Annotated in this window: 11 protein-coding genes; 9 read left to right on the plus strand and 2 right to left on the minus strand. The window is 66.3% G+C overall.

Features of this window, described 5'->3' with window-relative positions:
• Positions 1 to 135: 135 nt before the first annotated feature.
• The 5 genes from OMP44_RS00140 to arfB all read left to right on the plus strand — a co-directional run bounded on the left by OMP44_RS00140 (position 136) and on the right by arfB (position 3,211).
• Positions 136 to 672 (plus strand): DUF2059 domain-containing protein, encoded by a 537-nt coding sequence (locus OMP44_RS00140; RefSeq protein ID WP_133862822.1) that lies wholly within the window; start codon positions 136 to 138, stop codon positions 670 to 672.
• Positions 673 to 772: 100 nt separating this feature from the next.
• Positions 773 to 1,084 (plus strand): BolA family protein, encoded by a 312-nt coding sequence (locus OMP44_RS00145; RefSeq protein WP_280305805.1) that lies wholly within the window; start codon positions 773 to 775, stop codon positions 1,082 to 1,084.
• 123 nt (positions 1,085 to 1,207) lie between these two features.
• Positions 1,208 to 2,161 carry an oxygen-dependent tRNA uridine(34) hydroxylase TrhO gene (trhO, locus tag OMP44_RS00150; RefSeq protein ID WP_280305807.1) on the plus strand — a complete coding sequence of 318 codons (954 nt, stop codon included), beginning with the start codon at positions 1,208 to 1,210 and terminating at the stop codon, positions 2,159 to 2,161.
• 1 nt (position 2,162) lies between these two features.
• Complete coding sequence (locus tag OMP44_RS00155) at positions 2,163 to 2,798, plus strand: DsbA family protein (RefSeq protein WP_160923243.1); 636 nt, start codon at positions 2,163 to 2,165, stop codon at positions 2,796 to 2,798.
• Positions 2,795 to 3,211 carry an alternative ribosome rescue aminoacyl-tRNA hydrolase ArfB gene (gene arfB, locus OMP44_RS00160; RefSeq protein ID WP_372240072.1) on the plus strand — a complete coding sequence of 139 codons (417 nt, stop codon included), beginning with the start codon at positions 2,795 to 2,797 and terminating at the stop codon, positions 3,209 to 3,211. Before OMP44_RS00155 ends, arfB begins: the two co-directional genes overlap by 4 nt.
• A gap of 13 nt (positions 3,212 to 3,224) precedes the next feature.
• On the opposite strand, the gene OMP44_RS00165 is transcribed toward arfB, so the two are convergent.
• Together OMP44_RS00165 and OMP44_RS00170 are read right to left on the minus strand one after the other, a co-directional pair.
• Entirely contained in the window at positions 3,225 to 4,070 is an 846-nt protein-coding gene (locus tag OMP44_RS00165) for a universal stress protein (protein ID WP_280305810.1), read from the minus strand.
• Positions 4,071 to 4,130: 60 nt separating this feature from the next.
• Entirely contained in the window at positions 4,131 to 5,591 is a 1,461-nt protein-coding gene (locus OMP44_RS00170) for a SulP family inorganic anion transporter (protein ID WP_187980126.1), read from the minus strand.
• Positions 5,592 to 6,084: 493 nt separating this feature from the next.
• Here OMP44_RS00170 and fdnG point away from each other — a divergent pair, with 493 nt between their 5' ends.
• From fdnG to fdhE, 4 genes are all read left to right on the plus strand, one after another.
• Positions 6,085 to 9,165, plus strand: coding sequence for a formate dehydrogenase-N subunit alpha (gene fdnG / locus OMP44_RS00175; protein WP_273862960.1), 3,081 nt, complete (start codon positions 6,085 to 6,087; stop codon positions 9,163 to 9,165).
• Positions 9,165 to 10,124 carry a formate dehydrogenase subunit beta gene (fdxH, locus tag OMP44_RS00180; protein ID WP_133862816.1) on the plus strand — a complete coding sequence of 320 codons (960 nt, stop codon included), beginning with the start codon at positions 9,165 to 9,167 and terminating at the stop codon, positions 10,122 to 10,124. Before fdnG ends, fdxH begins: the two co-directional genes overlap by 1 nt.
• A 46-nt stretch (positions 10,125 to 10,170) precedes the next feature.
• On the plus strand, positions 10,171 to 10,794 hold the full coding sequence (locus OMP44_RS00185; protein ID WP_133862815.1) for a formate dehydrogenase subunit gamma: 624 nt from the start codon (positions 10,171 to 10,173) through the stop codon (positions 10,792 to 10,794).
• Positions 10,795 to 10,968: 174 nt separating this feature from the next.
• Positions 10,969 to 11,886 carry a formate dehydrogenase accessory protein FdhE gene (gene fdhE / locus OMP44_RS00190; RefSeq protein WP_280305816.1) on the plus strand — a complete coding sequence of 306 codons (918 nt, stop codon included), beginning with the start codon at positions 10,969 to 10,971 and terminating at the stop codon, positions 11,884 to 11,886.
• The last annotated feature ends 208 nt before the right edge of the window (positions 11,887 to 12,094 follow it).

Consider the following 12,094-nt stretch of genomic DNA (forward strand, 5'->3'; position numbering starts at 1 on the left):
TGGGCAGCAGGTTAGCGCCAGGGTTCCCAAATGGGAAGTGTTCTCAACTTGGCGGTAGTCCTCGATAAGTTCAGGCCAGGTTCAGCCGCTCTGTGGCACACTCGCGGTCCATTTTCAGTCTCCTGAAGGATGCCCATGAAGAAGACCCTCCGTACGCTTGGCGCCGTCGTTGTGCTCGCCAGCGCCAGCAGCTTCGCCCTGGCCGACGCCAAGAGCCACGCGGCCGACGCGGAGCGCTTTCTCAAGCTGGCCAACGCCGACAAGCTGACCACGCCGGTCTACGCCCAGGTCCAGCAGCTCTTCGCCCAGCACTTCGAGCAGGCCAAGTCGCCGGCCAAGAAAGCCGTGCTGGAAAGCTACACCGCCCGCGCCAACCAGGCGCTGGACAGCACCATCGGCTGGGAAAAGATCAAGCCCGAGATGGTCAAGCTGTACACCGACAACTTCACCGAAGACGAGCTGGAGGGCCTGATCAAGTTCTACCAGTCCGATCTGGGCAAGAAGATGATCGCCACCCTGCCGCGCCTGTCGGCGCAGTCCGCCCAGCTGACCCAGGCCAAGCTGGAGCAGGCGGTACCCAAGGTCAACGGCATCCTCGCCGAGATGGACAAGGAGCTGGGCGTGAAGCCGCCGGCCGGTGCCGAGAACGCACCCCCGCCCGCCAAGCGCTGATTCAGCCTTGCCACAAGGCCCGGACCCGTTCCGGGCTTTGTCGTTTCCGGGCGGCGCCCAGGCTCGCTAGAATGACGCTTCTCACAGTCGAGGTATCCCCATGAGCATGCGCGAACGTATCCAGTCCAGCCTGGGCCTGTTGCAACCCGAGCACCTGGAGGTGCTGGACGAAAGCCACATGCACAGCCGCGGCCAGGAGACCCACTACAAGGCGGTGGTGGTTAGCGATCACTTCGCCGGCCTTAACGCGGTGAAGCGCCACCAGAAGGTCTACGGCACCCTGGGCGAACTCATGGGCCAGTTCCATGCCCTGGCGCTGCACACCTATACCCCCAAAGAGTGGGCGGCGCAGGGCCAGGCACCGGATTCGCCCACCTGCCGCGGCGGCAGCAAGCACGACCTCGCGGGTTGAACCCGGCGAGCCCTGTTCAGCGGCAGTCCGTATTGGTTAAAATTTGATCGGCGCCGGCATCCTTGCCGGCGTTTTCGTCTAACCGGTCCGCCCTTTGCGAGGGCGACCCCTGGGAACCCGAAGATGACCGACAAGATTGTCGTGGCGGCCTTGTACAAGTTCGTCACCCTGGACGACTACGTCCAATTGCGTGAACCCCTCCTGCAAACCCTGCTGGCGCATGACGTCAGGGGCACCCTGCTGCTGGCCGAGGAAGGCATCAACGGCACCGTCTCCGGCAGCCGCGAAGGTATTGACGCCGTGCTCGCCTGGCTGCGCGCCGATGCGCGCCTGGTGGACATCGATCACAAGGAATCCTACTGCACCGAGCAGCCCTTCTATCGCACCAAGGTCAAGCTGAAGAAGGAGATCGTCACCCTGGGCGTACCCGGCGTCGATCCCAACCGCCGCGTGGGTACCTATGTCGAACCCCGGGACTGGAACGCCCTGATGGACGATCCCGAGGTGCTGGTGATCGACACCCGCAACGACTACGAGGTGGGCATCGGCAGCTTCAAGGGTGCCATCGATCCCCAGACCAAGAGCTTTCGCGATTTCCCGGCCTATATCCGCGAGCACTTCGATCCGGCCCGGCACAGGAAGGTCGCCATGTTCTGCACCGGCGGCATTCGCTGCGAGAAGGCGTCGAGCTTCATGCTGCAGGAAGGCTTTCCCGAGGTTTTCCATCTCAAGGGCGGCATCCTCAAGTACCTCGAAGAGGTGCCGGCAGCGGAGTCGCGCTGGGAAGGCGAGTGCTTTGTCTTCGACAACCGGGTGACCGTGACCCATGACCTCGCCGAAGGGGTCTACGACCAGTGCCATGCCTGCCGCACGCCGGTCTCGCCGGAAGACATGCAGTCAGTGCATTACAGCCCCGGCATCAGCTGCCCGCACTGCTGGGATTCGCTGTCGGAAAAGACCCGCGCCGGCGCCCGCGAGCGGCAGAAGCAGATCGAACTGGCGCGCCTGCGCAACGAACCCCATCCCATCGGCCGCGATCCGCGGCTGAACGCCATGCCCAACCCCGAGGAGGTCTAGGATGCCCGGTCGCCTGCTCTATGTGATGGACCCCATGTGCTCCTGGTGCTGGGGCTTCGCGCCGGTGGTCGAGCGCCTGGCCGAGCGGGCGGCCGCCCAGGGCATTCCGCTGCGCCTGGTGGTGGGCGGCCTGCGTCGCGAGCGGGTGGCCCAGGACACCGCCAGCCGGGTGCGCACCCTGGCCTACTGGCAGGCGGTGCAGGAGACCACCGGCCAGCCCTTCGCCCTGGACCAGGGGCCGCCGGAAGGCCTGGTGTACGACACCGAGCCGGCCTGCCGCGCCCTGGTCGCCGCCCGCCAGCTCGACGAAGAGGCGGTCTGGCCACTGGCCAAGCGTATCCAGCGGGCCTTCTACGTCGAAGCCCGCGACGTCACCCAGCCGGCGCTGCTGGTGGAACTGGCCGAAGCCTGTGGCCTGCCGCGCATCGAATTCGCGCCGCTGTTCGACGGCGAGCCGGCGCACCAGGCCACTCAGGCCGACTTCGATTGGGCGCTGAATCTGGGTATCGCCGGCTTCCCTACGCTGCTGGCCGAGCGTGACGGCCAGCTGGCGCTGGTCACCAACGGCTACCAGCCGCTGGAGGAACTGGAACCGCTGCTGGACGCCTGGCTCAGCCGCGGCGCGCACCTGGCGTGAGTCTGGTCATCGACGAGCGTCTGACGCTGCCCGAGCAGGAAATCCAGCTCACTGCGGTTCGTGCCCAGGGTGCGGGTGGGCAGAACGTCAACAAGGTTTCCAGCGCCGTCCACCTGAGATTCGACATCCAGGCGTCTTCGCTGCCGGAAGCGCTCAAGGAGCGGCTGCTGACGCTGCGCGACGGGCGCATCAGCCGCGATGGCGTGGTGGTGATCAAGGCCCAGCAATACCGCACCCAGGAGCAGAATCGCGCCGACGCCCTGGAACGCCTGGCCACGCTGATCGCCACGGCCAATGTCCAGGAAAAGCCGCGGCGTCCGACCAAGCCCACCTATGGCTCCAAGCAGCGCCGCCTGGAAGGCAAGTCGCGCCGCAGCGGCCTCAAGGCCAGTCGCGGGCGGGTGGATTTCTAGGCGGCAGCCTGGGCTAACGCACCACGATCAGCGCGCTGCCGGCGGCTTCCAGCATGTTGCGGGTGTTGCTGCCCATGAAGAAGTGGCGCAGGCGCGAGTGGCCGAAGGCGCCCATCACTACCAGTTCCAGGCCGTGCTGCTTGCGATAGCGCTCCAGGCCCAGTTCCACGTCGCCGTCGGTGATGGCGGTGGTGACCGTGCGGCCCCGGGCCCTGAGTTCCTCGGCGGCGCGGGCGAGGGCGGCGCGGCGTTCTTCGCGGTCGCGGCCGACGGTCACCAGGTGGCAGGCCAGGCCGTCGAACAGCCGGCAGGTGGCCACCCAGGTCACCGCCTTGCGCGCGCTGTTGCTGTCGTCGTAGGCCAGCAGCACGCCGCTGGGCTTGACGAACAGGTGGCCGGCCACCAGCAGCGGGCGATGCAGGAGGCGGATGGCGCTTTCCAGGTGGCGGCCGATCAGCCGCTTGGGTGGACTGTCCTCGCCCTGACGGCCCAGCACGATGAGGTCGAAATCCTCCTGCAGACTTTCCAGCGAACCTATCAGGTCACCGTGCTGGAGCACGGCCCCGGCGCAGCGCGCCTGTTGCTCCTCCACCCGCAGCTGGGCCGCATCGAGCAGCAGCCGACCCTGGTCTTCCGCCAGGGTGCCGCGCTGGGCATCCAGCGCCGCCAGCTCGGTCAGCAGGTGTTCGCGGTTGACCAGCAGGGACGGCGTGGCCTGGCCCGGCCGCGGATAGCGGCGCTGATCCAGCACGTGCAGCAGGGTGAGCGGGGCATCCAGGGTGGTGCCGGCCCAGGCGGCGAAGTCGCAGACGGCGGCGCTGACGGCCGAGCCGTCGAGGCAGGCGAGGATCTTGGACATGGCCGCGGGTCTCCAGGAGCAGGACATTGCTGGGAGAGACCCGGGCGCGCCGTTGCGGGTTCAATCGCCGAGGGCGAGGTCGTCCGTCATGCCGCCGCGGCGCAGCAGCTGCTTGCAGCGTTGGGACAGGTGCAGCACCCGCACCCGCTTGCCGGCCTTGGCATAGCGTTCGTGCAGGGTGCGCAGCGCGGCCACGGCGGAGTAGTCGACGAAACTCAGGTGGCGGCAGTCCACCACGACCCTGGCGGGGTCGCCGGCCGGATCGAACTGGTTCAAAAAGGTGGCGGTGGAGGCGAAGAACAGGGTGCCGTGCACCTGGTACCTCTTGCTGCCGTCGGCCTCCAGATGGCTGTCGGCATAGAGCCGGCGGGCGTGCTGCCAGGCGAAGTTGAGCGCGGCCAGGACGATGCCGCAGAGTACCGCGGTGGCGAGGTCGGCGAAGACGGTGATCACGGTGACGGCAATGATCATCAGCATGTCGCTGCGCGGTACCCGGTGCAGCACCCGCAGCGAGGCCCAGGCGAAGGTCTGCTGGGCGACCACGAACATGGTGCCCACCAGCGCTGCCAGCGGAATGCGTTCGATCAGCGGCGAGAGAAACAGCACGAACAGCAGCATCAGCACGCCGGCGACCACCCCCGACAGCCGGCCGCGGCCGCCCGAGCTCAGGTTGATCATGGTCTGGCCGATCATGGCGCAACCGCCCATGCCGCCGAACAGCCCCGAAGCCATGTTGGCCGCGCCCAGGGCCACGCACTCGCGATTGGGCAGGCCGCGGCTCTCGGTGATCTCGTCGGTGAGATTCAGGGTCAGCAGGGTCTCCAGCAGGCCGACCAGGGCCATCAGCACCGCATAGGGCAGGATGATCTGCAGCGTTTCCAGGCTCCAGGGGATGTCGGGCAGCGCCAGGCGCGGCAGGCCGCCGGCGATATGGGCCATGTCACCCAGGGTACGGGTGGGCAGGTCGAGGAAATGCACCGCCAGCCCCACGCCGAGGATGGCGGCCAGGGCCGGCGGCACGGCGCGGGTCAGCCGCGGCAGCAGCCAGATGATGGCCATGGTCACGGCGGTCAGACCGATCATCAGGTACAGCGGCGTGCCGCTGAGCCAGGTCTCGCCCTGCTTGAAGTGCTCCAGCTGGGCCAGGGCGATGACGATGGCCAGGCCGTTGACGAACCCCAGCATGACCGGGTGCGGCACCATGCGGATCAGCTTGCCCAGGCGCAAGAGGCCGAAGGCGATCATCAGCAGGCCGCCGAGCACCACCGTGGCCAGCAGGTACTGCACGCCGTGCTGCACCACCAGGGCGATGATGACCACCGCCATGGAGCCGGCGGCGCCGGAGACCATGCCGGGGCGGCCACCGAAGAGGGCGGTGAGAGTACAGATGAAGAAGGCCCCATAGAGCCCCATCAGCGGATTGAGATGGGCAACCAGGGCGAAGGCGATGCACTCGGGCACCAGCGCGAAGGACGTGGTGAGACCGGCCAGGATGTCGGCGCGGGGAGAGACACTTTTCATGACGTATCCAGAACGGGCGACAGCACGGCGGGGCGCGATCGCGGAGAGACGACAGGGCAGCAGGACTCGGGTACAGACCGCAGGGGCCGTCACCAGGGGAGGGTTGGCGCTATGGCGGCGTCGGCAGGTGCTTGGACATGGTGAAGGGGTCCGCAGGCATCGCGAGGAAAGTTAGCCAGCTTAGCATGACTTTCCGGAGCTGCCGAGTCGCCAGGATCGCCGGACCGCTCTACTGGCTACCTTTCGCCAGGCCCTGGACTTGCGCACCCGCTCGGTGAGCGGCGGCTGGCCGACGATGATCCGCTGCCAACGGAGGGTACCCGGCCGTGCGGGATCCCAGGCCATTCGTCAGGCCGCGGCGGATCAGGGGACGGAAGGCCGACTTCCATTGATCGGCGACAACAGCTGAGCGCTCGATAAGCCAGGCTGTTGGGTTACTCTCTGTGCAGGGTTCGGCTACGCACCGGACCCAGCCTGAACGAGGATAAGAATCGTGGATATGAACCGTCGGCAATTCTTCAAGGTCGCTGGAGTCGGCCTTGCGGGATCCAGCCTGGCGGCGTTAGGCATGGCTCCCACAGCCGCCTTTGCCGACCAGGTGCGCCATTTCAAACTGGCGCACACCGTGGAAACCCGCAACACCTGTCCCTATTGCTCGGTCGGCTGCGGCCTGATCATGTACAGCATGGGCGACCGGGCCAAGAACGTGGCCCAGAACATCATTCACATCGAGGGCGACGCCGACCATCCGGTCAATCGCGGCACCCTCTGCCCGAAGGGCGCCGGCCTGCTGGATTTCATCCACAGCCCCAATCGCCTCAAGTACCCGGAAGTCCGCAAGCCCGGCAGCAACGAGTGGACCCGCATCAGCTGGGACGAGGCGCTCGGGCGCATCGCTACCCTGATGAAGGAAGACCGCGATGCCAACTTCATCGCCACCAACGACAAGGGCCAGACGGTCAATCGCTGGTTGACCACAGGCTTCCTGGCCGCCTCGGCGTCCTCCAATGAAACCGGTTATCTGACGCACAAGATCGCACGGAGTCTGGGCCTGCTGGCCTTCGACAACCAGGCGCGCGTTTGACACGGCCCGACGGTGGCAGGTCTTGCCCCGACGTTTGGCCGTGGAGCGATGACGAATCATTGGAGCGACATCAAGAACGCCAATCTCGTCCTCATCATGGGCGGCAATGCCGCTGAAGCCCATCCGTGCGGCTTCAAATGGGTCACCGAGGCCAAGGCGCACAACAACGCCCGGCTGATCGTGGTCGATCCGCGTTTCACCCGTTCCGCCTCGGTGGCGGATTACTACGCGCCGATCCGCACCGGCAGCGACATCGCCTTCCTCGGCGGGCTGATCAATTACCTGATCACCCACGACAAGATTCAGCAGGAGTACGTCCGCAACTACACCGACGCCGGCTTCCTGGTGAAGGAAGGCTTCACCTTCGAGGACGGCCTGTACAACGGCTATGACGCCGAGAAGCGCACCTACACCGACAAGGTGAACTGGGGCTACCAGATCGGCGACGACGGCTTCGTCAAGATCGATCCGACCCTGCAGGATCCGCGCTGCGTCTTCCAGCTGATGAAGCAGCACTACAGCCGCTACACCCTGGAAGTGGCCAGCCAGACCTGTGGCACGCCGACCGACGCGATCCAGAAGGTCTGGGCCGAAATCGCCGAGACCTCGGCGCCCGGTCGCGTCATGACCATCCTCTATGCCCTGGGCTGGACCCAGCACTCCATCGGGGCGCAGATCATCCGCTGCGGCGCCATGGTTCAGCTGCTGCTGGGCAACATCGGCCTGCCGGGTGGCGGCATGAACGCCCTGCGCGGTCACTCCAACATCCAGGGCCTCACCGACCTGGGCCTGCTGTCGATCCAGCTGCCCGGCTACCTGACCATCGGCGGCGACGGCGAGCAGGACTACAACGCCTTCATCGCCCGTCGCGCCAGCAAACCGCTGCGTCCGGGGCAGATGAGCTACTGGCAGAACTACGGCAAGTTCCACGTCAGCCTGATGAAGGCCTGGTACGGCGACAAGGCCACCAAGGACAACGACTGGTGCTATCACTGGTTGCCCAAGGTCGATGTCACCGGCGCCGGCTACGACGTCCTGCGCTACTTCGACATGATGGGCAAGGGCCAGGTCAACGGCTATGTCTGCCAGGGTTTCAACCCCATTGCCGCCTTCCCCAACAAGGCCAAGGTGATGCGCGGGCTGTCCAAGCTCAAGTGGCTGGTGATCATGGACCCGCTGGCCACCGAGACCTCCGAGTTCTGGCGCAACCACGGCGAGCACAACGATGTGAACACCGCCGAGATCCAGACCGAGGTGTTCCGCCTGCCCACCACCTGCTTCGCCGAGGAAGACGGCTCCCTGGTCAACTCCAGCCGCTGGCTGCAGTGGCACTTCAAGGGCGCCGAGGCACCCGGCGAAGGGCGCAGCGACATCGCCATCATGTCCGAGCTGTTCCTCAAGCTGCGCGAGGCCTATGCGAAGGATGGCGGGGCCTTCCCCGATCCGATCCTGGGGCTGTCCTGGCCCTACGCCAAGCCCGAGGAGCCGGCGCCGGAAGAACTCGCCAAGGAGTTCAACGGCTACGCCGTCACCGATGTGCTGGATGCCAAGGGCGCGGTCTCGGCCAAGGCCGGTCAGCAACTCGCCGGCTTCGGCCAGTTGATGGACGACGGCAGCACCGCCTCGGGTTGTTGGATCTTCTGCGGCGCCTGGACCGAGCAGGGCAACCAGATGGCGCGGCGCGACAACAGCGATCCGTTCCATATGGGGCAGACCCTGGGCTGGGCGTGGTCGTGGCCGAACAACAGACGCATCCTCTACAACCGCGCTTCCTCGGACCTCAGCGGCAAGCCCTGGGACCCGAGCAAGAAGCTGGTGTGGTGGAACGACAAGGCGCAGAAGTGGGGCGGCACCGATGTGCCCGACTACAAGATCGACGCCAAGCCGGCCGACGGCATGAGTCCCTTCATCATGAACCCGGAAGGGGTGGCGCGTTTCTTCGCCCTGGACAAGATGGCCGAGGGGCCCTTCCCGGAACACTACGAGCCGTTCGAGACGCCCATCGGTGTCAACCCGCTGCACCCCAACAACCGCAAGGCGCTCAACAGCCCGGCGGCGCGGGTGCTCAAGGACGACTGGGCGGACTTCGGCGATCGCAAGGACTTCCCCTATGCGGCCACCACCTACCGCCTGACCGAGCACTTCCACTACTGGAGCAAGCACTGCCGTCTCAACGCCATCATCCAGCCGGAGCAGTTCGTCGAGATCGGCGAGGTGCTGGCCAAGCAGAAGGGCATCGCCGCGGGTGATCTCGTGCGCGTCACCTCCAAGCGCGGCCACATCGTCTGCAAGGCGGTGGTGACCAAGCGGATCCGTCCGCTGCAGGTCAACGGCGAGACGGTGCACCACGTCGGCATCCCCATCCACTGGGGTTTCTCCGGCGTGGCGCGGATGGGTTACCTGGCCAACACCCTGACCCCCTTCGTGGGTGACGGGAACACCCAGACGCCCGAGTTCAAGTCGTTCCTCGTCAACGTGGAGAAAGCGTGATGGCAAGCCAGGATATCTACGCCCGCTCCGCGACCACCACGGCCTATACGTCGGTGCGCACCCAGGCGGAAGTGGCCAAGCTGATCGATGTGTCCAAGTGCATCGGCTGCAAGGCCTGCCAGGTCGCCTGTTCGGAATGGAACGAGTTGCGCGACGAGGTGGGCCACACCCACGGTACCTACGACAACCCGGCGGACCTCACCGCGGACTCCTGGACGCTGATGCGTTTCACCGAGCACGAGGACGAGGCCGGCAAGCTGGAGTGGCTGATCCGCAAGGACGGCTGCATGCACTGCGCCGAGCCGGGTTGCCTCAAGGCCTGTCCGAGTCCGGGGGCCATCGTCAAGTACGCCAACGGCATCGTCGACTTCAACCAGGACCACTGCATCGGTTGCGGCTACTGCATCGCCGGTTGCCCCTTCGATATCCCGCGGATCTCGAAGAAGGACAACAAGGCCTACAAGTGCTCGCTGTGTTCGGATCGGGTCGGGGTCGGCCTGGAGCCGGCCTGCGTGAAGACCTGCCCCACTGGCGCCATCGTCTTCGGCACCAAGGACGCCATGAAGGAGCACGCCGCCGAGCGCATCGTCGATCTCAAGAGCCGCGGCTACGAGAACGCCGGTCTGTACGACCCGGTTGGGGTAGGGGGCACCCACGTCATGTACGTGCTGCACCATGCCGACCAGCCGCAGCTGTACAACCACCTGCCCAAGGACCCGACCATCAGTCCCACCGTGGGCCTCTGGAAGGGCTTCACCAAACCCCTGGCGCTGTTCGCCATGGGCGCGGCGGTGCTGGCCGGTTTCTTCCACTACGTGCGCGTCGGCCCGAACCGGACCGATGACGACGACGAGGTGGTCGAGGCGCCGCCTCGTCCCGAGGGCGATGCGCCCAGGGGCGAGGTCAAGCAGCTGAGTCCGTCCGTGCAGATCTTCGATCCGCACGACAAGCAGCCCTAGCAGGGGTACGCCCCCGGTTTGGCCGGGGGCGTCCTGGGAGATCGAGATGAAACCTGAAATCCAGCGTTACAACGCCAACGAGCGGACCAACCACTGGATCGTGGCGATCCTGTTCTTCATGGCCGGGCTGTCGGGACTGGCGCTGTTCCACCCCGCGCTGTTCCCGCTGTCGAACCTGTTCGGTGGTGGCACCTGGACGCGCATCCTGCATCCCTTCATGGGTGTGGCGATGTTCCTGTTCTTCGCCTTCCTGGTGATCCGCTTCTGGCGGCACAACAAGATCGGTCGTGAAGACGCCCAGTGGCTCAAGCAGATCAACGATGTGCTGAACAACCGCGAGGAAAAGCTGCCGCCGATCGACAAGTACAACCCTGGGCAGAAGATCCTGTTCTGGGTACTGCTGGCCTGCATGCTGGTCCTGCTGGTCAGCGGCGTGGTCATCTGGCGGCAGTACTTCGCCCACCTGTTCCCCATCCCGGTGATCCGCCTGGGCGCCCTGGCCCATGCCGTGGCCGCCTTCGTGCTGGTGCTGTCGATCATCGTGCACATCTATGCCGGGATCTGGATCAAGGGCTCGGTGACCGCGATGATGACCGGCTGGGTGAGCCGGGCCTGGGCCAAGAAGCACCACTCGCTGTGGTACGAGAAGGTCACCCGCGAGAAGAAGTGAGCGGTCTCTATCGTTGGGCTTCGCTACGCTCGACCCAACCTACGGCTGAGGGGCGCGGCATTTTGCCCCCTCCCTCCGGGAGAGGGTTGGGGTGAGGGCAGCGGAGCCCGACACCCCAACCCGCCCGCTATCCTGAATCCTCCATCTTCCACCGTTTTGCTAAGGAGCCCTGCCATGGCGGGCCAGATCCTCGAGCCCGGCGAAATCGAAGCCGCGGCCGTCAATCCCGATTTCATCCTGCTGCCCGGTGGCGAGCTGTTCGGCTATCGCGCCGACCGCCTGCGCCTGCTGGCCGCCGGCAATGCGCTGAGTGACTACCTGCTGCTGATGGCCGACCTGTGCGAAGCCCAGCAAGGGGTCTTCGACCGGCTCGCCCCCCTGCCGCTGGACGAGGCGCGCAGCGCCCAGAGTCTGCAGCATGGTCTGCCACCCCTGGGTTACGACACCCTGGTTCGCGAGGGGGACTGGTTGCCCGCGCTGGATGCCCTGCTGGAGGCCCTCAAGCTTGCGCAGGCGCCGGTACAGGCCGCCCTGGACGAACTGCGCCAGGCCGATGCCGGCCAGCGCAAGGCCTGGGCCATCGCCCTGCTGGCCGGCAGCTACGAACTGGTGCCAGCCGGCGTCGTGCCCTTCCTCGGCGCCGCCCTGCAGGTGGCCTGGACCCACTGGCTGCAGCGCAGTGACTTCAGCGCCCTGCGCGAACAGGGTAGTCAGACGTCCTGCCCCTGCTGCGGTGCGCCGCCCATGGCCGGCATCATCCATCACCTGGGCAAGGCCAATGGCCTGAGATACCTCACCTGCTCGCTGTGCGCCTGCGAGTGGCACTTCGTGCGGGTCAAGTGCAGCCACTGCGAGACGGGCAAGGGCCTGGGCTACTACTCCCTGAGCACCGACGACGCCAACGTCCAGAAGGCTCCGCTACGCGCCGAGACCTGCGCCCACTGCAAGACCTATCTCAAGCACCTCTATCGCGACCACGACGCCCGCAGCGAACCCCTGTCCGCCGATCTCGCCAGCCTGGCGCTGGACGTGCGCCTGGCGGAAGAGGGCTACGAGCGCCACGCGCCCAACCTGCTGTTCGCCCCGGGCTAGACCGGGCAGGACGACCGCCCGGGGCAGGGCGGTCGCCGCTTCCGTTTCCGCCTATGGCGGGTAGCCTCGTCCTGGCCGGTGCCGATGCGCGCACCCTGATTCCGCTTCGTGAAGCCGAGCCGCGCGAACCCCGGCGAAGCGCTCGCCAACGCTGCTTATCGCGCCAAGCGTAGGTCGGCAATGCCCTGTCACCGCGGGGTCATCTTGC

The organism is Pseudomonas flavocrustae (assembly GCF_029872515.1).
Classification (GTDB): domain Bacteria; phylum Pseudomonadota; class Gammaproteobacteria; order Pseudomonadales; family Pseudomonadaceae; genus Chryseomonas; species Chryseomonas aestiva.

What these genes read in the sequence shown, in the direction of transcription:
- OMP44_RS00140 (WP_133862822.1), top strand. Translation starts at nt 136, where the DNA reads ATGAAGAAGACCCTCCGTACGCTTGGCGCCGTCGTTGTGCTCGCCAGC.
- OMP44_RS00145 (WP_280305805.1), top strand. Translation starts at nt 773, where the DNA reads ATGAGCATGCGCGAACGTATCCAGTCCAGCCTGGGCCTGTTGCAACCC.
- trhO (WP_280305807.1), top strand. Translation starts at nt 1,208, where the DNA reads ATGACCGACAAGATTGTCGTGGCGGCCTTGTACAAGTTCGTCACCCTG.
- OMP44_RS00155 (WP_160923243.1), top strand. Translation starts at nt 2,163, where the DNA reads ATGCCCGGTCGCCTGCTCTATGTGATGGACCCCATGTGCTCCTGGTGC.
- OMP44_RS00165 (WP_280305810.1), bottom strand. Translation starts at nt 4,070, where the DNA reads ATGTCCAAGATCCTCGCCTGCCTCGACGGCTCGGCCGTCAGCGCCGCC.
- OMP44_RS00170 (WP_187980126.1), bottom strand. Translation starts at nt 5,591, where the DNA reads ATGAAAAGTGTCTCTCCCCGCGCCGACATCCTGGCCGGTCTCACCACG.
- fdxH (WP_133862816.1), top strand. Translation starts at nt 9,165, where the DNA reads ATGGCAAGCCAGGATATCTACGCCCGCTCCGCGACCACCACGGCCTAT.
- OMP44_RS00185 (WP_133862815.1), top strand. Translation starts at nt 10,171, where the DNA reads ATGAAACCTGAAATCCAGCGTTACAACGCCAACGAGCGGACCAACCAC.
- fdhE (WP_280305816.1), top strand. Translation starts at nt 10,969, where the DNA reads ATGGCGGGCCAGATCCTCGAGCCCGGCGAAATCGAAGCCGCGGCCGTC.